We start from the raw sequence: 21,960 nt of genomic DNA, 5'->3' as shown, positions 1-21,960 counted from the left end.
TACCGGCACGTGACGCGGTTCACCTGGCAAAACGGAGTCTGAGAACACCCTGTGACGTCTCGCGTAAATCTGCGGAACACGGCAGGCTGTCGCGTATGACGGAAGGCAAAGCACGTATCGCGGTCACCGGTCTCGCCACCATGGGCAGCAACCTCGCGCGCAACCTCGCGCGCCACGGTTTCAAAGTTGCTGTGCACAACCGGACGCCCGCGAAGATGAAGGCCCTGCTCGACGAGCACGGCCACGAGGGTGACTTCGTCGGCGCCGAGACGCTGCAGGATCTGGTCGACAGCCTGCAGACGCCGCGCCAGATCATCATCATGGTCAAGGCGGGTGGCCCCACCGACGCCGTCATCGACGAGCTCAGTGACATCCTCGAACCCGGCGACATGGTCATCGACGGCGGCAACGCGCACTTCAACGACACGCGCCGCCGTGAGGCCGCGTTGAAGGAGAAGGGGCTGCTGTTCGTCGGCGCCGGCATCTCCGGTGGCGAGGAGGGCGCGCTCAACGGGCCCAGCATCATGCCGGGTGGTCCCGCCGAGTCCTACAAGCACGTCGGGCCCGTCTTCGAGGAGATCGCGGCCAAGGTGGACGGTCAGCCGTGCTGCGTGCACGTCGGGCCGGACGGCGCCGGGCACTTCGTGAAGATGGTGCACAACGGCATCGAGTACGCCGACATGCAGCTGATCGCCGAGGCGTTCGACCTGCTGTCCCGCGTCGGCGGCCAGACCCCCGCCGAGATCAGCGAAGTGTTCACGCAGTGGAACTCCGGCGACCTGGAGTCGTACCTGGTCGAGATCACCGCCGAGGTGCTCAAGCACGTCGACGCGAGCGGAACCCCGCTGGTGCAGGTGATCGAGGACGCCGCAGAGCAGAAGGGCACCGGCCGCTGGACCGTGCAGGAGGCGCTGGAGCTGGGCGTCCCGGTCACCGGTATCGCCGAGGCCGTGTTCGCGCGCTCGCTGTCAGGGCACACCGACCAGCGCAAGGCCGTGCGCGACGCGTTCGGTGCCCGCGAGGTCGTCGCGAAGCCCGACGCCGAACTGGTGGACGACGTGCGCCAGGCGCTCTACGCGTCGAAGGTCGTGGCGTACGCGCAGGGCTTCGACATGATCCGCGAGGCGTCGAAGAACTTCGACTGGAACATCGACCTCGGTGCCATGGCGACGATCTGGCGCGGCGGCTGCATCATCCGCGCGCAGTTCCTCAACCGCATCCGCGAGGCGTACGACACGAACGCGGATCTTGCATCTCTGTTGGTGGACAACTACTTCCGCGACGCGGTGCAGAACGCTGAGGCCGCCTGGCGCAGGGTTGTGGTCCGTGCGGTCGAATCCGGTGTCCCGACTCCTGGCTTCGTGTCCGCTTTGGCCTACTACGACGGTCTTCGGTCCGAACGTCTGCCCGCCGCACTGGTCCAGGGGCAGCGGGACTTCTTCGGGGCACACACGTACAGGCGCACCGACAAGCCCGGTAGCTTCCACACGTTGTGGTCGGGCGACAGGACCGAGGTGGAAGCGTGAAATTTCGTTTACTGGGGGCGGTCGTCGTTGCGACGGCAGGGTTGACCCTGACGTCCAGCGGCGGCGCGGTAGCCGTCGGGAACGAGGCATTGACCCGCGATCTCGACGCGATTCTGGCGGACGGCGGCCTGCAGGGCGCCGACGTCGGAATCACCGTGCGGGACGCGAACACCGGTGAGGTCGTCTACACCAGGTCGGGCAGCAGGCGTTCGCAGGTCGCGTCGAACCTCAAGGTTCTCACGACCACGGCGGCGCTTGAGCTGCTCGGGCCGGACTACAAGTGGAAGACCGAGCTGCAGTCGTCGGGCGCTCGCTACGGCTCGACGCTGAACGGCGACCTCGTGCTGCGCGGCACCGGTGACCCGACGATGTCCGCCCCGCGCTACAAGGCGTTGGCGGACACGTTGAAGAACAGCGGCGTCACCAAGGTGTCCGGCTCGCTCGTGCTGGACGACACGGCGTTCGACTCCCAGCCGTACGGTCTCGGCTGGGCGTGGGACGACGAGCCGTACTCGTACAACGCGGAGACGTCGGCGCTCACGTTGTCGCCGGACGCGAAGTTCAGCGCCGGCACGGTGATCGTGCGCGTGAAGCCGGGCGCCGCGGCGGGTGCTCCGGTCCAGGTGAGCGTCGAACCGGCGAACGACCAGGTGCAGATCCGGAGCACGGCGACCACCGGCGACGGCGGTGTCACGGTCGAGCGCGAGCACGGCACGAACGTGATCAACGTCAGCGGCTCCACCTCGGTGGAGACGACGACGCTGTCCACGGTCAAGGACCCGACCGGCCTCGTCGGCTCGGTGTTCAAGAAGGCGTTGGCGGACAACGGGATCAAGGTCGTGGGTGGCGTCAAGCGGGGCAAGGCTCCGCAGGGCGCCGCGGTGCTCGCGTCCGAGGAGTCGATCACGCTCGGCCAGTTGGTCAACCCGTTGCTGAAGAACAGCAACAACATGCTGGCCGAGGTGCTGGTGAAGACCGCGGGTGGCTCGTTCACCAACGGTGTCAACCAGCTCAGCCGCAAGTGGGGCGGTCTCGGAGTCGACGCGAACTGGGTCGAGATCTTCGACGGCTCCGGCATGTCGCGGATGGACGAGATCTCGCCGGACGACCTGAGCAACGTCCTGGTCAAGGCGAAGACCAAGCCGTGGTTCGGCACGTGGCAGGCGTCGTTGCCGATCGCCGGTCGCGACGGCACGCTGGTGAACCGCATGAAGGGCACCGCGGCCGAGGGCAAGGTGCTGGCCAAGACCGGGTCCATGTCCGGGGTGTCGGCGCTGACCGGGTACGCCACCACGCAGGACGGCCGGGAGCTGGCGTTCTCGCTCGTGCAGAACAACTCGGTGCTGTGGTTCAACCCGAGGACGATCGAGGACAAGGTCGCGGTCAGGCTCGCGTCGGACGGCGGTGCCCAGGTGGCCACGCCGAAGATCGAGCAGAAGATCGTGCCCCAGAATGTGCCGCAGCAGCGAAATGCTCCGGCACAGGAGCGCGCCAAGGTTCCGGCCAAGGAGCGCTTCGACGTCGAGTGCTCGTGGGTCAACGCCTGCTGAGTTTCTCCTCCAGACGGTCGGCGTCGGTTGTGCGGCGCTGCGAGCGGAACAGCTCCAGCGCCGTCAACCACGCCTTCCGCGCCGCTTCGAGGTCGCCGGCGGCCTCGTGCGCGTCGCCCAGCGCCTGCCACGGTTCCGAGGCCAGGCCGGGTGAGCCGATCTGCTCGTACAGCGCCACCGCGTCGAGGTAGTAGCGCACCGCCGACTCGGTGTCGCCCTGCTGCATCGCGACGTAGCCGAGACTGTCCAAAGCGGACGCGATACCGGGGTGGCAGTCGATTCTCCGGTGCTCTGCCAGCGACTTCTCGCAGTACGGCCGGCCAGCGGCCGGATCTCCCGTCCTGGCCAGGCACCAGCCGAGCGAGTTGAGCGCGTGCGCCCGCTCGACGGGCAGGTCGAGCCCCTCGTAGATCCGGTGCGTCTCCCACGCGTGCCGCAGCGCCGAATCCAGGTCGTCCAGCATCTCGTAGCTCTGCGTCAGCGCGTAGTGCGAATGCGCGGTGCCGAGCGTGTCGACGGCCTCGGTCGCCAGCGCGAGCGACTGGTGCAGGTGCTCGACGGCGTCCCGGTGCGACTTCAGCTGCGCGAGCGTCAGTCCCAGGTAGCGGTGCGCCAGCGACTGCGCGGGCAGGCTGCCCGACGCCGTCGCGGCCGTGAGCCCGAGCTGCCAGGTGTCGTGGTTGGCGTGGATGTTGCCCTGCTTGCGGTGGAAGTTGTGCATGGCCCAGGCGAGCTGCCAGACGTGCTCGTGCAGGCCGTGGTCCGCGGCTCCGCGCTGGATCGCCACCAGGTTCGGCAACTCGGCGGTGAACCACCGGAAAGCGGCGGTGTCGTCGGCGAGTGCTGTCGGTGTGCAGCCGGGACCGGGGGCGGGCTTGGCGATCGTCGGCCGGTGGGGATCGAGCAGGCGGTCGGCGGCGAACGCGGTGTGCAGGTAGTGGTCGGTGAGCCTGCGCAACGCCGCGTGCGCCTCCTCGCGAGGCATCTGTTCGCGGCAGTACAACCGGATCAGGTCGTGTATCCGGTACCGCCCCGCCGCTTCCTGGCGCACCAGGTGCGCCGACTCCACCGCCCGCAGCCTGGTGCGTGCCTCGCGCAACGGCAGCGCGGTCAGGTTCGCCACGGCGTCCGGCGTGATGTCCTGCCCGGACAGGCCCAGCAACCGGAACACGAACGCGGTCCCGGCGGGCAGCGCGGCGTACGACGAGTCGAACACCGCCCGCAGGTCCGCGGTGATGTCACCGGTTTCCAGCACGTCCAGCCGTGCGGACGCGTCGGTGAGCTCGCCGGCCAGCTCGGTGAGGTCGTGTGCCGACCCGGTCAGCACGCGTGCCGCGAGGATGCTCACCGCCAACGGCAGTCCGCACGCGTGATGTGCCACAACGGAGGCCGCGTGCGGTTGCGCGATGACCCGAGCGCGTCCGAGCGCGCTCACCAGCAGCTCGCCGGACGACGCCGCGTCCAGCAGCCCGACCGGCACCGGACGGGCCCGGTGCGTGGTGACCAGCCCCGCCAGCGTGTCCCTGCTGGTGATCAGCACGGCGGTGGCGGGCGTGCCCGGCAGCAGGTCGGCCACCTGCGCCGAGTCACGGGCGTTGTCGAGCACCACCAGCATCCGCCGGTCCGCGATCGCCGACCGGTACAGCGCGACCTGGCCGTCCAGGTCGGCGGGGACGGCCCGTCCCGCGACCCCCAGGCCCTGCAGGAGCGCCCGCAGCACCGCGGACGGGGTGGTGGGCTCCTCGTCCCTGGTGTAACCGCGCAGGTTGACGTACAGCTGGCCGTCCGGGAACCGCGCGAGGTGGTCGTGCGCCCACCTCAACGCGAGCCACGTCTTGCCCACCCCGCCAGGACCGACCACCGTCGCGATCGACATGCCCGCGGTGTTCTGCACCAGCGCCTCGGTCAACGCGTGCAGCTCGGCATCCCGTCCGACGAACCCGTTGGGCGGCGGCGGAAGCTGCCTCGGCACGACCGGCGGCGGCGCCGGATCGGCGGTGGCGCGCAGGATCCGCTGGTGCACCCCGGCCAGTTCCGGCCCGGGATCCGCGCCCAGCTCCTCGGCGAGCTGACGCCGGATCCGTTCGTAGCCGCGCAACGCCTCGGCCTGCCGCCCGCACCGGTACAGCGCCAGGAGGTGTTGTGCCGCAAGACGTTCGTCCAGCGGATGCAGCTCGACCAGTTCGGCCAGGCCCGGCAGCAGCTCGGTGTGGCGGCCGCGGCGCAGCTGCACGTCGTGGTGGTCGAGCCGGGCGGCCAGGAACTCGGCCTTCAGGGCGCTGCGCAGGTTCTCGCCCCACTCGGTGTCCAAACCGGACAGCGGATCGCCCCGCCACAGCGCGAACGCCTCGGCGAACAACCGCGCGGCCTCCTCGTCGTCGCCGGCCTTCGCCGCGCGGACGAGCTCGCGGAACCGGTGCAGGTCGAGCGACGAGTGATCCGCGGACAGCACGTAACCGGCCGACCGGTACTCGATCGACCAGCCGTCGGCGTCGCGCAGCGCCGTCCGCAGCCTGGCCACGTACGTGCGCAGCGTGGTCCCGGCCCGCAACGGCGGCCGATCACCCCACACCCGCAGCCGCAGCTGCCCGGACGACACCACCTCGTTGACGTTCATCAGCAACGCGCCGAGCACGGCACGCTGGCGGGCTGGCCCCAGCTCGACGGCCCTTTCTCCGACGTGCGCGTCGACCGCGCCCAGCACAGCAAAGCGAACAGGCATCCCCAGTACCCCCTCTTGCGAACGGGTATAGCCCGTCTGGCCTGCGGATTCAACACCTTTGCTGCGTCTTGTCCACGGTCTGGTCACAGGATTGCCCGGTTCGCGCCGAACTGGGGGAAACATGCTGCGAAGACAACGGCTCGTGCTCACCTTGCTCGCCCTCGTGGCAGGCCTGATCCTGCCCGCGCCCACCGCCGAGGCGGCACCCGTCGAGTTGCCCACCGAAGCAGCCGCGCTGGCGGCGGCCAAGAAGTTCGACAAGCCGGTCGAGGTGTCCGGGCTGAGGACCGCGTCGACCAAGGTCGTGGCCAACCCGTCCGGGACGTTCACCGCGACGCTGGCGGCCGTGCCGCCGAGCTCCACGCTCGGCGCGTCGAACTGGACGATGATCAACGAGCGCAAGCCGGACCAGTCCTACTGGTCGCTCGACCGCGCGGAAGGCGCCAAGGTCGGCTACGTCGAGGACGCCGAGCTGGGCTGGGTGCGCTACCGGTCGATCTGGACGTTCCCGATGGGGGCGATGAAGGGCAAGCACGTCCTGCGCGCCTGGTTCAGCAGCTACTTCAGGCACTCCTACTCGTGCGCGGACAGCTGGACCGACCTGTACGTGGTCAACTCGGTGAACGCCGACACGGACTGGAACAACCACGCCGGCAGCTGGGGCCGATATCTGGCCGGTGCCAACAACAACGACTGCCACGACACCGGCAAGTACAGCGAGTGGAACGGCGGGAACGTCACCGCGGCCGCCAAGGACGGTGCCGGGTGGGGCGTGCTCACCCTCGGCCTGCGAGCCGCCAACGAGGGCACGATCAACGACGGCTGGAAGAAGTTCGACGAGAACCGCACGGCGTTGTCCGTCGAGTACAACTCCATCCCGAAGGCACCGGACCTGCTCAGCGTGGAAGGCAAGGCGTGCACCGGACAGCCGCTCTACGTCGGCACCAAGACGCCGACTGTGCGCGCCCGGCCTCGTGATGACGACAACCACGTGCACGACGTCATCTTCGGCTTCGGTGAACGGACCGCGCCGGGCAACGGCACGCCCGTCGCGAGCCAGGCCACCGTGGAGAACATCCCGTCCGGCGCGATCGCGCAGTACAAGCGGGCCAAGGAGTTCACCGAGGGCGCGACCCAGGACTTCCAGGCCTGGTCGAAGGACGACTGGGACACCGGCCCGAAGTCGGCGACCTGTCAGTTCGTCGTCGACGTCACCAAACCCGCGATGCCGTCGATCAGGACCGAGGACGGCCGCTACCCCGCTGACGGCCAGATCCACGGCGGTGTCGGCGTCAGCGGCGACTTCACCTTCACCGGGACCGACACCGACATCGCCGGGTACTACTACGGCATCGCGGACCCGCCCACGACTTTCGTTGCGGCGAATGCACTCGGCGGCCCGGCCACGGCCGGTGTGACGCCGGAATGGCGTGGTGGCAACACGGTCTACGTCCAGGCGGTCGACCGCGCGGGCAACACCTCGGACTCCGCGACGTTCAACTTCCGCGTCGGCTCGGGAAAGCCGCCGATCGGCGCGTGGAACCTCGACGAGAAGACCGGCGACCAGATCAGCCCGTCCGTCGGCAACCAGCAAGGTCAGGTCTACCGCGGCACGCTCGGCAATCCTGGCCGGATCATCAACGGCCCGACCGCGGTGAGCCTGCCGGGCGGCACCGACTCGCGCATCGACCTGTCCACCGTGCTCGACACCTCGCAGAGCTTCAGCGTGGCGGCCTGGGTGCGGCTGAAGTCCGGCGGTTCCAGCATGACCGCGGTGACGCAGGACGGCGTCGACGTCGCCGGCTTCTCGCTGAAGTACGACGGCGGCGCGAACCGGTGGGCGTTCACCATGCCCGAACGCGACGAGTACAACTCGCCGGTCACGTCGGCGAAAGCGACCGCAGAGCCGCGGATCGGCGTGTGGACGCACCTCGCGGGCACCTACGACGCCGCCACCCACAAGCTCACGCTCTACGTCGACGGCCGCAAGGCGGGGGAGAAGACCGCGCCGGCCGACGCGTGGCGGGCCATTCGGTGGCTCGCGTTCGGCCGGGCCAAGTGGAACGACGCCAACGTCGAGAACTGGGCGGGTGACCTCGCCGACGTGAAGGTGTGGGACCGCAGGATCTACCTCAGCGAGGTCACGGAGCTGGCGAACCAGCTGACGTTGCTGGGCGAGTGGAAGTTCGACGAACCCTCCGGCGCCACGATGACCGACACCTCGGACTTCAAGCGAGACGTCACGTTCACCGGCACGTCGTACCACCGCGACCCCGGTCACAACGGTTCCGGCGGCTCGGTGACCGGGTCGTACGGCCAGACCGCGGGCCCGGTGGTTCGCAGCTCGACCGGCTTCGCGGTGTCGGCGTGGGTGAAGCTGGAGCAGCCCGACCCCACCCTCACCCAGGCCGCGGTGGCCCAGGACGGCACCCGCAACAGCCCGTTCGCCATCCAGTACATGGGCGACACCAAGAAGTGGACCTTCCGCCTCACCAGCGCGGACACGGACACGCCGACCCGGTACCGCGCACTGTCGCAAAAGGACGCCGTGCCAGGCCAGTGGACGCACGTCGTCGGCACCTACGACCCCGGCGCGAAGCAGATCCGCCTGTTCGTCAACGGGCAGCTCGAATCGACCGTCACCGCACCGGACCTCATGTGGGACGGCTCCGGCCCGCTCAGCATCGGCCGGGGCAGGTGGACTGGCACCAACTGGGACGGCTGGCGCGGCGGGATCGACGACGTCCGCGTGTTCGCCGGGGTGCCGACCGACCTGGACGTCGCCGCGCTCTACCAGCAGTGATCGAGAACTGAAGGGGCAGCTCGATGCGGGAAAAACTGGGGAAACTGGGCATCGCACTCGGCCTCGTGCCGGTGCTGATGGCCGCGATGGCAGCGGGGTCGTCAGCGGCCCCCGGCTACGAAAGACAGAAGGCGCAGCAACATCCGCTCGTCCAGGGGAAGGACGCGAAGGCGGCGGCCCTCGCACCCGACCCGGACGAGGAAGCCGCGAAGAAGCCGGTTCCCGAACCGGTCTGGCCCGGCGCGGAGGCCATCACCGCCCGCGCCGGCACGCTCCCGGTCGGCGTGCAGTCGCTGGGGCGCAGGGGCGACTACGCGATGGTGCTGAAGCTGGGCGCCACCAAGGAGAAGACGTCCAAGGTCAGCGTCGACTACTCGAAGTTCCGCACGGCGTTCGGGGCCGACTACGGCAACCGGCTGAAGCTCGTGTCGCTGCCGGACTGCGCACTGTCCACTCCGGACAAGCAGGAGTGCGCGGGTACTCAGCTCGCCTCGGCCAACGACGGCACGCGCGTCACGGGTGAGGCTCCTTCCGGCGGTCTCGTGGCGCTGGCGGCTGCTCCTGAGGGCAGCACCGGTGACTTCAAGGCCACCGACCTGAAAGCCGCCGGCAAGTGGGAGGCGGGTGGCTCGTCCGGTGACTTCACCTGGAGCTACCCGCTGCGCTTCCCGCCCGCGATCGAGGGCCCGGCGCCGGAGTTCGGGCTCGACTACTCGGCGCAGGCCGTCGACGGCCAGACCGCCGCGACGAACAACCAGCCGTCGTGGGTGGGCGAGGGCTTCTCGTTCTCGCCCGGCTACATCGAGCGCTCCTACCGCAGTTGCGCCGACGACATGGGCAACGGCGCGCTGAACACCACCAAGACCGGTGACCTGTGCTGGTTCTCCGACAACGCCGTGATGTCGCTGGGCGGCCGGACCGTCGAGCTCATCCAGGACGGCGAGGGCCTCTACCACTCCCGCGCCGAGGCCGGGCTGAAGATCGAGCACCGCACGGGCGCGGTCAACGGCGACGACAACGGCGAGCACTGGGTCGTCACCGACCAGAACGGCGTGCAGCACTGGTTCGGCCGGCAGCGCATTCCCGGCTGGGTCGCGGGCAAGCCGGAGACGCAGTCCGTCTTCACCGTGCCGGTCTTCGGCAACCACAAGGACGAGCCGTGCAAGCAGACCACCTGGGCCGCGTCCTCGTGCAACCAGGCCTGGCGGTGGAACCTCGACTACGTGGTCGACCCGCACGGCAACTCGATGTCGCTCTGGTACACCAAGGAAACCAACAAGTACGCCCTGAACCTCGACCTGAACAAGAGCGTCGACTACGTCCGCGGCGGCTACCTCACCCGCATCGACTACGGCACCCGCTCGGACGCCGAGTTCGGTTCGGTGCCCGCGCAGGTGAAGTTCGACGTGTGGGACCGCTGCGAGGCCAACTGCGGCACCAAGAACGCCACCACGTGGAAGGACGTGCCGTGGGACCTGGAGTGCACGGGTGCCGCGTGCAAGACGGCCGCGCCGACGTTCTGGACCACCAAACGCCTGGGCAAGATCACGACGCTGTCCGGCGGCCGCGCGGTCGACGCGTGGACGTTGCGGCACAGCTACCCGGACCCCGGTGACAACACGCGGGCAGGCCTGTGGCTGGAAGGGATCAAGCACACCGGTCTGCTCGGTGGCACGGTGGACCTGCCGGAGACGACGTTCACCGGTGAGCCCAAGCCGAACCGGGTGCACGGGTTCGGCACGGATGCCCCGGCGATGAACTGGCGCCGGATCAGCCGCATCCGCAACGAGCTGGGCGGCGAGATCGCGGTGTCCTACTCCGACCCGGAATGCGTGGCCGGCACGAAGATGCCGGGCGCACCCGAGTCGAACACCCTGCGCTGCTTCCCGGCGTACTGGACGCGGACCGGGAACACCGACCCGACGATCGACTACTTCCACAAGTACGTCGTCACGGCAGTGTCCGAAGTGGACAACGCGGGACTCGCTCCGGTGCACACCACGAGCTACGAGTACCTAGGCGGCGGCGCCTGGCACTACGCGGACGACGACGGCATCACGCCGGACAAGTACAAGACCTGGAACTCCTGGCGCGGCTACGAGAAGGTCCGCGTGACCGACGGGTCCGGCGAGGGCACCAGGTACGGCCTGACGCAGTACTTCCGCGGCATGGACGGCGACCGGCTGCCGAACAACGGCCGGCGTTCGGTGCAGCTCAGGGACTCCGAGGACGGGCTGGTCGACGACTCGCCCGGACTCGAGGGCAGGCCGCGCGAGAAGCGCACGTTCAACGGGCCCGGCGGTACGGAGATCTCCGGCGAGATCTACGACCAGTGGCGGTCCGCGCCGACGGCCACGCGCAACGCCGGCGGTTCCGTCGCGGAGGCGCGGTTCGTCGACGAGCGCGCGAAGAAGCACCGCATCGTGCTCGACAACGGCCGCGGCTTCCTGCGCACCGAGGTCACCACGGACTTCGACGAGAAGACCGGCAAGCCGACGGTGGTGAACGACCGCGGTGACATCACCAAGGACGACGACGACCAGTGCACCCGCACCGACTACGTGCAGAACGAGTCCAAGTGGCTGATCGGGCTCGTGTCCCGGGAACGGACGTACTCCCTGTCGTGCGACAAGAACCCCACGACGGAAGAGGAGATCGTCGGCGACACCAGGACGTCCTACGACGGCGGGGTGTTCGGCGCCGCGCCCTCCAAGGGTGAGGTGACGAGGACCGAGGAGGTCTCCGGTTTCGTCAACGGTGTTTACAGCTACACCACGACCGAGCGCGCCACCTACGACGTGCACGGCCGTGAGAAGGAGAGCTGGGACGAGCGCGACGCGAAGACCACCACCACGTACACGCCCGCGACCGGTGGCCCGGTGACCGGTATGACGACGGTCAACGCGTTGAACCACAAGACGGTCACGGTCCTGGAACCGGCGTGGGAGGACGCCGTTCTCTCCATCACCGACCCCAACAACAAGGTGACCTCGCGCGGGTACGACGCGCTCGGCAGGCTGACCGGAGTGTGGAAGCCAGGACGCACCAAGGGTTCCTCCGGCCCGCACCTGCGCTTCAGCTACACGGTTCGCAACACCGCCGCGTCCTCGGTCACCACCGAGGAGCTGCACCCGGACGACGTTCGCTACGTCGCGACCACCGAGCTCTACGACGGGTTCGGCCGGGCGCGGCAGAAGCAGGCGCCGGCGCAGGGCGGTGGGCGGATCATCAGCGACACGATCTACGACCCGGCGGGCCGGGTCACGACCGAGAACCCCGGCTACCCCGTGGCCGGTGCGCCGAACACCAACCTGTTCGTCGCGCTGGCGGACAACGAGATCCTCAACCAGAAGGTGACGAAGTACGACCCGGCAGACCGCAAGACCGCCGAGATCGTGAAGTCCCACAACGTCGAACAGCGGCGCACGGGCATCCGCTACGGCGGCGACCGGATCGACGTGACGCCACCGGCCGGCGGCACCGCGACCACCACGATCACCGACGGCCGCGACCGCAAGATCGAGCTCTGGGAGTACTCCGGCGCCCAGCCGACCGGTGACCACCAGGCCACGAAGTACACCTACACCAAGAAGAACCAGGAGGCGACGGTCGTCGACACGGCCGGCAACACCTGGACGTACGGGTACGACATCCGCGGCCGCCGCACCTCCGAGACGGATCCGGACACCGGGACGACGACCACCACGTACACCAAAGCAGGGGACAAGGAGACCGTCACCGGCGCCACCGGTCCCAAGCTCGTCTACGACTACGACGTGCTGGGCCGCCGGATCGGGCTGTACGAGGACAGCTTGACCGGCACGAAGCGTGCGGAGTGGACGTACGACACCACGGAGGCGGGCCAGCCCGCGCGCAGCACCCGGTTCCAGGACGGCAAGGCCTACAGCACCGAGGTGACCGGTTACGACGGCCAGTACCAGCCCGTCGGCACGAAGATCACCATCCCGGACACGCCCGCCACTCCGGCCGGCAAGCTCGCGGGCACCTACGAGTTCCGCAACACCTACAAGGCCAACGGCGACCTCGCCACCACCACCTACCCGAAGGCGGCGGGCCTCGACACCGAGGTGGTCGAGTACAACTACGACGACCAGGGCAGCCCGAGCGTGCTCAAGTCGAAGGTCGGTCTCGCTCCGCAGACCACCTACGTCGCCGGCACGCAGTACACCAACCTGGCCCAGCCCGGCGTGTACACGTTCGCGACCAGCAACACCGGCAAGATGGTCGAGACCGGGTACACCTACAACGACGACGGCAAGCTGGCGGTCACCAAGACCACCAAGGAGCTCGGCACCGCGCTGGTCGCCGAGGTGCGCAACTCCTTCGACCCCGCGGGCAACGTCACCAAGGTGCAGGACGGCGCCGACACGCAGTGCTTCGGCTACGACAGCCTGCGGCGGATGAAGGAGGCGTGGACGCCGTCGTCCGGAGACTGCGCCGCCGCACCGCGCGGTGACCAGCTGGGCGGCCCGGCGAAGTACTGGGAGAGCTTCGCCTACGACGCCGTGGGCAACCGCAGGTCGCGGGTGGAGCACGCCACGTCGAAGGGTGACGTGACGACGACCTACGACTACCCGGCGGCCGGATCCGCGAAGCCGCACACGTTGTCCGGCACCACGACCAAGGACAACACCGGCACGCGCACGGCTTCGTACGCCTACGACGAGGTGGGCAACACGAAGTCGCGGCCTGGCACCGACGGCGAGCAGAAGCTCACCTGGGACGCGGAGGGCAACCTCGCCGCGTCCGAGGACGCCAAGGGCAAGTCGTCCTTCGTGGACGACTCCGACGGCAACCGCATGGTGCGCTCGGACGCTTCGGGCACCACGTTGTTCCTGCCGAACGTGCAGATCCGGCTGGACAAGGCCTCCGGTGGGACCGACTCGACGCGGTTCTACGACTACGGCGGTCATGTCGTGGCGCAGCGCGACAACGGCGGTGTCACCTGGCTGGTGGCGGACCAGCAGGGCACGGTGAACATCTCGGTCACCGAGTCCGGCCAGACCGTCGACCAGCGGCGCCAGACGCCGTTCGGGCAGGAGCGCGGCCAGACCGCGTCCTGGCCGAACGGGTACGGCTTCCTGTTCGGTGCCAAGGAACCCGGCGGCCTCACCAACGTCGGTGTCCGGCAGTACGACTCCGAGACCGGCCGGTTCACCTCGGCCGACCCGCTGGTGGACGCGGACACCCCGCAGCAGATGCACGGGTACGCCTACGCCAACAACAGCCCGGTCACCTTCACCGACCCGACCGGTGAGTCGTGGGGTGACGCGGTCATGGGCGGCAGCACCGGGTCGACGACCAACTGGGGCAACGCGGTCACCGGTGGCGGATCGCGTGGCGGCGTGGACAACTCCGCCAGGGAGATCGCCCAGGCGAAGGCCCGTGCGGCCCAGCGGGCGGCCGCGGCGAGGATCGCTGCCGCGGCACGTGCGGCTGCGTTGAAGAAGGCGCGCATGCTGGCCGAGATGTTCCGCCGGGCGATGGCGTTGCGACTGGCCAAGGCCAGGGCGATCGCCGCCGCGGCCGAGGCGGAGAAGGCACTGGAGGCCGAGGCGTACCGCAAGTACAAGGAGAAGATGAAGCCGATCAACGACTTCGCGGGCGACGCCTGGGGAAGCTACTTCGTCGCCAAGGAGTTCGCCGGTGGGGCCATCGTGTCCGCGCCGACCGTGGTCTTCGGCGCCGCGTTCCTCAGCCTGTGGAAGATCGGTGACCGCACCGCGATGGAGTGGATGTGGTGGCCGTTCCAGCAAGCCGCGAAGTGGTTCTTCAACGAGGTCACGACGCCCGCGGCGTGGTGGGCGGTGACGTCGGCCCGCAAGGGGGCTCGCGCGTTCGGAACGGCCGTGCGCCAGGGAGTGCGGAACTTCAAGCAGGCCATCCCGTCGCTGCCCGGCAAGATCGGCGGGGCGCTGGGCAAGGTGCTGTCCTGGCCGCCGCACATCGCCGAACCGTGGATCCTCAACTGCGTGGGCAAGATCCTCTGCTAGCCCACAACTGAAACCAGGAGCCGCCCCGCATCCCCCCGCGGGGCGGCTCCGTCCTCTCCTAAGCCGGTGCCGGCACGGGTTCCAGCCCGTTGCGGTCCGGGTCGACCAGGTACACGCGGGCGTTCGAGATGTCGAAGTACATGCCCTTCAACGTCAGCGTGCCCGCCGCGATCGCCTCCCGCACACTCGGGTAGCCGAGCAGGTTGTCCAGCTGCTGCGCCACGTTCGCGACGGCCAGCCGGTCCGCCACCGGAAGGTCCGAGCAACCGGGCGAGGTCGGCGCGTGGAAGCGGATCAGCGACGGTTCGGCGTTGCGCAGCCACGAGTGCAGGTGCGAGCCGCGCGACGCGGAGCCCTTCACCAATGCCTTCATCGCGCCGCAGTCCGAGTGTCCGCACACGACGATCGAGCCGACGTTCAGCACCTCGACCGCGAACTCGATCGCCGCCCCGACGGACCTGTCCTCCGCCGAGGCCATCGGCACGAGATTTCCGATGTTGCGCACGCAGAACAGGTCACCCGGACCGGACGTGGTGATCATGTTCGGCACCACGCGGGAGTCCGCGCACGTGATGAACAGCTGCTGCGGCGACTGCCCGCGCAGCGCCAGCTCGTGCAGGAACGGCCGCACCAACGGCGCCGACCGCCGCTCGAACTCGTGCATTCCCAACAGCATCGGGTCGCTCTCGGCCGAAGAACGCTGTTCCGGGAGCGTGACCGGCGAGCCCTGCCAGTGCGACCACGGCGCGAACCAGCGCGGCAGCGGGCCGGGCAACGTCTTGCGGCGTCCCGGTTTTCCCTGATCCGCGCGGTCGTACCAGGTGTCGTGCACCTCGTCGACGTCCACCCGGCCGCCGAGCCGTTCGTAGCCCTCGCGCCAGTCGTTGATCGCCTCGTACGACGCGTGATCCAGGTAGTCGACGTGCAGCTCCAGCACCACGTGCTGACCGGCCGGCAGCCGCCGCAGCTCGCGCACGAGCCGCCCGACTCCCAGGAACACCAACGAACCGCGCACATATACCCGGTTGCCCTCGACCCGCACCGAGCAGTGCGTCAGCCGGTACAACGCGCGCAGCAGCGCGATCGCCAGCCCGGCAACCACACCTTCGAGCAGTCCGAAAAGGACGACGCCGAGCGCCGTCGCCGCGTACACCAGGAACTCCTGGTGCTGCCACAACGTCCGCATCCGGTCCACCGACACCAGCTTCAGCCCGACGACGAACAGCACACCCGCCAACGCCGCCAGCGGGATCATTTCGAGCACGCGCGGGAACGCCAGGACGGCCACGGCGATCCACACGCCCTGCAGAATGGCGCTGTAGCGGGTTTTCGCGCCCGCCGCGACGTTGGTGGAGCTGCGCGCGAGCCCGCCGCTGATCGGCAGGCCGCCCAACGCGCCCGCGAGCACGTTGCCCGTGCCCTGCGCGATGAGCTCCTTGTCCAGCCGGGCACGCGGCCCGTCGTGCAGCCGATCGGTCGCGACCGCCGACAGCAACGACTCCATGCTCGCCACCAGCGCCACCGTGACGATGGCCGTGACCACTGCTCCGACGCTGCCCCGCGGCATCTCCGGGAACACCAGCGCGTGGCTGTCCGGCAGGTCGACCCGCGCGACGTCGAGCTTCAGCACGAACGCCAGCAGCGTGGCCGCACCCACCGCGACGAGTGGGGCCGGTACGAGAGAAGCGCGCGGAACCCGCGGCCACAGCAGCAAAGCCGCGATCGCGACCGCACCGGCCACCACGGACCCGAGATTCGACGAAGCGATTTCTCCCGGCAGCAGCGCGAGGTTCTCCGGCACGGACGACAACGCCGTGCCGCCCAGCACCACCACGAGCTGCCCGGCGGCGATCGAAATGCCGATACCGGCCAGCATTCCCTGCACCACGGCGGGGGACAGCGACATCACCAGCCGGCTGATCCCGGTGAGCCCCAACGCCAGCTGCAGCACTCCGGCGGCCAGCGTGATCGCCGCCGTGGCCGCCCAGCCGAACTGCGCCACCAGGGACGCGACGATCACCACGAGCCCGGTGCCGGGTCCGCTGATCTGCAACGGCGCTCCGCTGATCGCGCCGACGACCACGCCACCGATGACCGCGGAGATGATCCCGGCCATCAGCGGCGCGCCCGTGGCGTGCGCGATGCCGAGCGACAGCGGGATCGAGATGAGGAACAGCACGAAGCTCGCGGGCAGGTCGTGCTTGAGGATCAGCGGTGGACCGTGCGGGGTGTGATCGCCGGCGTCGGACTTGTGGAGATGGCTCATGACAAGGGTCCTTTCTCGGAACAGCGACATGGCCCTGTGCGGGATGCAGGCACAGGGCGAGGGGAAGGGGAGTTCGCTAGAGGCGCCCTAAGGGCAGCAGGCAACGCGGCCGAACGGCAGCGAGCGCGTCGGCGCGGTCATGCGGGGTCGGCACGGGAGCACCTCCGTGTCGGCACAGGCATCGGGTCTCGATCAGGCCGCGTCGCCACCAATGATGGGGCCGGAAACGGCGCTGTGGCAGATGTTTCAGCCAACCGTGTTGATCTTGCTCGTCAACATCACGTCACGTGACGAGAAGAAGGGCCGGCTCCGGTCGGGGGGTGCGGAGCCGGCCCAAGTCAGGACGGAACTGAAGAACTATCGAGTTTCGGAATTCAGCCTACCGAGCGCAGGTGCTTGCCGTGTGAAGTCTCCTGGCCGACGACGGTCAGGATCAGCTGCGCGGACAGGTAGGCACGGCACGGTGCGGGCATCCGGCGGGAGAACCAGCCGCGCTTGCAAGTCGCGCACCGGCCGTGCTCGTCGGGCTGGTGCTCGTCCAGCAACGCCTTGACCACCGCGACCACCCTCGGCAGCTCTACCCTGGCGAGCACGAGGGCGGTCTGGTCGTCGCCGCGCTGGGCGAGCTCGGTGAGTGTGGCCAGGTGCGAGTGCAGCGACTTGTCCAGTTGGCTGAACACCGTGACGGCCATCAGGCTCAGAGCTCCAGTCCCTACGTAAGCAGCCCATGCAGCCTGGCCCGCCCTCCTGGCGATCTGCAAGTTGCAATACACGAATGGATGACGTCTCTTTGCGACTCGCTCCTTTGCTCTCAAACTGAGATGCGACCAGGAGGTGTGGATGGCACGGGGTAGCAGCCCGACCCTGCGCAAGCGCCGGCTCGTCAGCGAGCTCAGGCGCCTGCGCGAAGCGGCCGAGCTGACGATCGAGGAGGTGGGCGAGCGGCTGGAGTGCTCGGCCTCCAAGATCAGCCGCATCGAGACGGGACGCGTGGGGGTGAGCCCGCGAGACGTGCGGGACATGCTCACGGCCTACGGTGCGGACACCGCCACCCTCGAGGAACTGGTGCAGCTCGCCAGGGAGGCCCGCCGCAAAGCGTGGTGGGACGAGTTCGGCGACATCGTGCCCGGCCGCTACGTCGGGTACGAGGCCGATGCGGACTCGATCAGGACCTACCAGGGCCTGATGATCCCCGGTTTGCTGCAGTGCGAGGCGTACACGAGGGCGTTGATCTCCCAGGTGCTGCCGGACGCGAGCACCGCCGAGATCGACCGCAGGGTCCGGTTGCGCAAGGCACGGCAGGCCTTGCTCAGCGAGGACGACCCGTTGCGCCTGCACGTCGTGATCGACGAGGCGGCCCTGCGCAGGCTCGTCGGCGGCACCGGGGTGATGCGCACCCAGATGGCGCGTCTCCTCGAAGTCGGTGCACTGCCGAACGTCACGATGCAGGTCGTGCCGTTCAGCGCCGGTGGTCATGCTGCGATGGACGGCCCGTTCGTCATCCTGAGCTTTCCGGAGCAGCTCGACCCCGACGTCGTCTACATCGAAAGCACACGAAGTGGCGTCTACCTGGAACAACAGTCGGACGTCCATTGGTACGCCGAGATGTTCGAGCGTTTGGTGAAGTCCGCCCTGAACACCAGGGATTCGGCGACCCTGATCACAGAGATCGCTCGCACTCTCGCGTGACTGCGACCGGGAGTGAACAGACAGTGGAAAGCTTGCGTTGGCGCAAGAGCAGCCGATCGTCGGCCGGTGGGCCCGAGTGCGTGGAGATCGCGCTCGTCTCAGCCGGTGCGGCGGTCCGTGACAGCAAGAACGCCGACGGCGCGCGGCTGAGGTTCGGCGACGCCGGCTGGGAGACGTTCCTCGCCGCCGCGAAGACCGGCTCCTTCATCAGCTGATCGGCAGATGCCAGAAGGCCCCGACCGGAATTTCGGTCGGGGCCTTCCGTACTTAGGGGACGTGGGCCGGCCGGCGTTCCGCCGCCGCGGGCTGGATGCCCCTTGCACGCCGGCCGACCCACGTCGATCATGGGGAGCAGCGGGTGTTCCGCTGTCCGGTCCAACCTGTTCCGACTGCTCGATCTCCGGTTTCCGTTGATCTCGCCGTCTGTGGTTGGTTGGACACGCTAAGCGTAAGAATGCCTTCTACAGCACGACTGGAGCCCGACTGAAGTGATCTTCAAGCTCCAGGTGGCCACCAGGCGAAGGACAGGTCGGTGACGCACGGCGAGGAACCCCTGCGGTTCGAGGTTCTCGGCCTTCTCCGGGTCGTTCGCGCAGGTCACGAGGTGGATCTTGGCGCCGCGAAGCAGCGCGCCGTCCTCGCGGTGCTGCTGCTCGCGCGCAACACCCCGGTCAGCAGAGGCCAGATCATCGAGGCCGTCTGGGGCGACAACGTGCCCTCGAGTGCGGTCAATCTGGTCCAGACCTACGTCGCCGGGCTGAGACGCGCCCTCGAACCGAGCCGGGCCCGCCGCGCGCCGGCCGAGCTGCTGACGTCCGTGGGTGACGGCTACCTGTTGCGCGTCGAGCCCGGTGCGCTGGACCTCGACGTGTTCGAACGCCAGGTGCTGCTCGCGAACCGCATGCGCGCGGCCGGTGATCTGGCCGGAGCCGCGGTCGAGCTGGACGATGCCCTCGCGTTGTTCCGCGCCGAGCCTCTGGGCGGTGTCTCGGGACTCTTCTGCGATGTCGAACGCGGTCGTCTCGTGGAACGCCGTCTGGCCGTGCTCGAAGAACGTGCCGAGCTGGGGCTGGCGATCGGTCAGGGCCCCGAGCTGGTGTCCCAGCTCACCTCGATGGTCGTCGAGCACCCGTTGCGCGAACGCGGCCACGGGCTGCTGATGCGCGCACTCGTGCAGGCAGGTCGCCAGGCCGAGGCGCTGGCCGCCTACCGCGAGGCCCGCCGCGTGCTGATCGACGAGCTGGGCGTCGAACCGGGTCCGGAACTTCGTCGCGTGCACCAGGCCGTGCTCGCGGGAGACAGCCCGGAGCCGGAACGCGCGCCCGTCCGGGTCCCTCCGCAGGCCGCTCCCGAACCCGCTCCGGTGACGATCCCGGCGCAGCTCCCGCGCGCGCCCGTCTCGCTGATCGGCCGGGACGGTGAGCTGGCCGCCATGGATCACCTGCTCGGTGCGCACGACGGCCCGGTCATGCTGATCACCGGTCCGGCGGGGGTCGGCAAGACCGCGCTGGCGCTGCACTGGTCCCACCGGGTGCGCGAGGAGTTCCCGGACGGCCAGCTCTACGTCGACGTCCACGGCTACGACCCGAACCGCGAGCCGCTGGAGATCGGCGAGGTGCTCAACCGGTTCCTGCGCGCTCTCGGCGTCCCGGCCGGCGACACGCCTGTCTCGGTGGACGAACGCTCGGCTCTGTTGCGGACGTTGCTCGCCGACCGCCGCATGCTCGTGATGCTCGACAACGTCCGCGGCTCGGCTGACCTGCTGCCGTTGCTTCCCGGCGCGCCTTCGTGCGTCGTCGTGACCTCACGGCGTCGGCTGGTCGGCCTGGTCGCGCAGGTCGAGGCCAAGCTGATCGAGCTGGACATGCTCGACCCCGAGGCCGCCGTCGACGTGCTGGGCCGCATCGCCGGCCGGTCGGACATCGAGGCCGATGCTCTGCGTGAGCTGGCCGAGCTGTGCGACGGCCTGCCGCTCGCGTTGCGCATCGCCGCCGCCCGTCTCGCCGTGTCGCCACGTCTGCGCGTGGCCGAGCTGGTCGAGGAACTGCAGGACGAGCACGGCCGCCTGGCCGCACTGGGCCTGGAGGACGGCGAGGGCACCGTACGGGCCGCTTTGGACGCCTCACGCCGTGCGCTGCCGCCGGTGCCGTCGCGGTTGTTGGCGATCATCGGCCTGCACCCAGGCGCCGATCTCTCGGCCCACGTCGTCGCGGCGATGGGCGATGTGCCGCTGGTGGAAGCGCAACGTGCGCTGGACGCGTTCACCGCCGCCAACCTGCTCTCCGTCGGCGAGCCGGGCCGGCACGTGGCGCACGACATGGTCCGCGTCTACACGAAGACGCTGGCGGGCGAACTGTCCGAACCGGAACGCCGTGCCGCCACCGGTCGCATGCTGGACTACTACCTGCACTGCGCCGACCTGGCCGACGGCCTGCTCCCGATCAACCGCGGCAGCGTCCTGATCACTCCCGAACACCGTCCCGCGCACGTGCCCACCCTGACCGGCGCGGCCGACGCGATGGCCTGGTTCGACACCGAGCGCGCCAACCTGATCGCCGCCACCGAACACGCCTCCTTGTTCGGCTGGCACGTGCACGCCTGGCAGCTGCCCTACACCTTGTCGCGGTACCTGTGGCTGCGGACCGAGCGCGAGACGTCGTTGCGCATCACCGAAGCGGCCCTGCAAGCCGCCATCGCCCTGAACGACGACGACGCCCGCTTCGTCATGCAGTTCAACCTGGGCGTCGCTCTGCTGCAGCTGGAGCGCTACGACGAGGCCTTGAGCGCCCAACGCGGTGCGCTGGAAGTGGCTCGCCGCAAGGGAGACGTGCACCAGCAGGCCCGTGCCCTGACGACCATCGCCGGCACGTTGCAGGACCTCGGCCGCGCCTCCGAAGCCGAGGCTCACTACCGCGAGGCCATGGAGATCTCGCGGATCGCGGGCTCGAAGTGGGCCGAGGCCAACGCCCACCACCACCTCGGGCTGCTGTACCTCACCACGCAACGGTTCGACGACGCGATGCCGTGGCTGCGGGTGGCGCTGCGGATGTACCACGAGGTCGGCGAGCAGTGCGGTGAGGCGGCGTGCCACGTGGACATCTCCACCGCGCTGCTCGAAACCGGCGACACCGAGGGCGCGCTGTCCTCAGCCCGCGTTGCTCTGGCCGTGGCCTGTGACGCCGTCTCGCCGTACCACCAGGCGCTGGCGCACGACCGGCTCGCGGCGGTGTTCGACAAGCTCGGCGCGGCAGGTGCCGCGGCACACTGGCAGCGAGCCCTCGCGTTGTTCACCGAACTCGGTGCTCAGGAGGCCGACGGAATCCGTGCCCGGCTGGCCAGAGCCCGCGCGGTCACCGTTGGCTGATGGCGTCTGCAAGTACTACCAACTCC

10 protein-coding genes are annotated in these 21,960 nt (G+C 69.2%); 7 read left to right on the top strand and 3 right to left on the bottom strand.

All coding sequences use genetic code 11. The features are described from left to right. Positions 1–95 precede the first annotated feature (95 nt). Both gndA and dacB read left to right on the top strand, forming a co-directional pair. On the top strand, positions 96–1,526 hold the full coding sequence (gndA, locus tag ABZX92_RS09280; RefSeq protein WP_355555711.1) for an NADP-dependent phosphogluconate dehydrogenase: 1,431 nt from the start codon (positions 96–98) through the stop codon (positions 1,524–1,526). Next, positions 1,523–3,076, top strand: coding sequence for a D-alanyl-D-alanine carboxypeptidase/D-alanyl-D-alanine-endopeptidase (gene dacB / locus ABZX92_RS09275; RefSeq protein WP_355555709.1), 1,554 nt, complete (start codon positions 1,523–1,525; stop codon positions 3,074–3,076). Before gndA ends, dacB begins: the two co-directional genes overlap by 4 nt. On the opposite strand, the gene ABZX92_RS09270 is transcribed toward dacB, so the two are convergent. Then, positions 3,063–5,798 (bottom strand): BTAD domain-containing putative transcriptional regulator, encoded by a 2,736-nt coding sequence (locus tag ABZX92_RS09270; protein WP_355555707.1) that lies wholly within the window; start codon positions 5,796–5,798, stop codon positions 3,063–3,065. The two genes, dacB and ABZX92_RS09270, sit on opposite strands and share 14 nt — an antisense overlap. Positions 5,799–5,919: 121 nt before the next feature. On the opposite strand from ABZX92_RS09270, the gene ABZX92_RS09265 reads away from it, so the two are divergent. Further along, entirely contained in the window at positions 5,920–8,601 is a 2,682-nt protein-coding gene (locus ABZX92_RS09265; RefSeq protein WP_355555705.1) for a LamG-like jellyroll fold domain-containing protein, read from the top strand. 23 nt (positions 8,602–8,624) lie between these two features. Then, entirely contained in the window at positions 8,625–14,615 is a 5,991-nt protein-coding gene (locus ABZX92_RS09260; protein WP_355555703.1) for an RHS repeat-associated core domain-containing protein, read from the top strand. A gap of 58 nt (positions 14,616–14,673) precedes the next feature. Here ABZX92_RS09260 and ABZX92_RS09255 read toward each other — a convergent pair whose 3' ends face one another. Together ABZX92_RS09255 and ABZX92_RS09250 are read right to left on the bottom strand one after the other, a co-directional pair. Then, the gene (locus tag ABZX92_RS09255; protein ID WP_355555701.1) at positions 14,674–16,881 is read right to left on the bottom strand and encodes a SulP family inorganic anion transporter; all 2,208 of its coding nucleotides are present in this window, start codon (positions 16,879–16,881) and stop codon (positions 14,674–14,676) included. A gap of 374 nt (positions 16,882–17,255) precedes the next feature. Then, positions 17,256–17,573 (bottom strand): hypothetical protein, encoded by a 318-nt coding sequence (locus ABZX92_RS09250; RefSeq protein ID WP_045312321.1) that lies wholly within the window; start codon positions 17,571–17,573, stop codon positions 17,256–17,258. A gap of 148 nt (positions 17,574–17,721) precedes the next feature. Here ABZX92_RS09250 and ABZX92_RS09245 point away from each other — a divergent pair, with 148 nt between their 5' ends. The 3 genes from ABZX92_RS09245 to ABZX92_RS09235 all read left to right on the top strand — a co-directional run bounded on the left by ABZX92_RS09245 (position 17,722) and on the right by ABZX92_RS09235 (position 21,934). Continuing rightward, the gene (locus ABZX92_RS09245; protein ID WP_355555699.1) at positions 17,722–18,570 is read left to right on the top strand and encodes a helix-turn-helix transcriptional regulator; all 849 of its coding nucleotides are present in this window, start codon (positions 17,722–17,724) and stop codon (positions 18,568–18,570) included. A 32-nt stretch (positions 18,571–18,602) separates the two neighbouring features. Beyond that, on the top strand, positions 18,603–18,785 hold the full coding sequence (locus ABZX92_RS09240; RefSeq protein WP_355555697.1) for a DUF397 domain-containing protein: 183 nt from the start codon (positions 18,603–18,605) through the stop codon (positions 18,783–18,785). 317 nt (positions 18,786–19,102) lie between these two features. Continuing rightward, positions 19,103–21,934: a BTAD domain-containing putative transcriptional regulator gene (locus tag ABZX92_RS09235; protein ID WP_355555695.1), complete on the top strand. Its 2,832-nt coding sequence runs from the start codon at positions 19,103–19,105 to the stop codon at positions 21,932–21,934. The last annotated feature ends 26 nt before the right edge of the window (positions 21,935–21,960 follow it).

Origin of the sequence: Lentzea sp. NPDC006480, from assembly GCF_040611995.1 — a bacterium.
Lineage (GTDB): Bacteria > Actinomycetota > Actinomycetes > Mycobacteriales > Pseudonocardiaceae > Lentzea.
The sequence above is the reverse complement of the archived record's forward strand: the minus strand, read 5'-3'. Positions and strand labels throughout refer to the sequence as shown.

Coding starts and splice junctions, on each gene's coding strand:
- gndA (WP_355555711.1), top strand. CDS start 96: ATGACGGAAGGCAAAGCACGTATCGCGGTCACCGGTCTCGCCACCATG.
- ABZX92_RS09270 (WP_355555707.1), bottom strand. CDS start 5,798: ATGCCTGTTCGCTTTGCTGTGCTGGGCGCGGTCGACGCGCACGTCGGA.
- ABZX92_RS09265 (WP_355555705.1), top strand. CDS start 5,920: ATGCTGCGAAGACAACGGCTCGTGCTCACCTTGCTCGCCCTCGTGGCA.
- ABZX92_RS09260 (WP_355555703.1), top strand. CDS start 8,625: ATGCGGGAAAAACTGGGGAAACTGGGCATCGCACTCGGCCTCGTGCCG.
- ABZX92_RS09255 (WP_355555701.1), bottom strand. CDS start 16,881: ATGAGCCATCTCCACAAGTCCGACGCCGGCGATCACACCCCGCACGGT.
- ABZX92_RS09250 (WP_045312321.1), bottom strand. CDS start 17,573: ATGGCCGTCACGGTGTTCAGCCAACTGGACAAGTCGCTGCACTCGCAC.
- ABZX92_RS09245 (WP_355555699.1), top strand. CDS start 17,722: ATGGCACGGGGTAGCAGCCCGACCCTGCGCAAGCGCCGGCTCGTCAGC.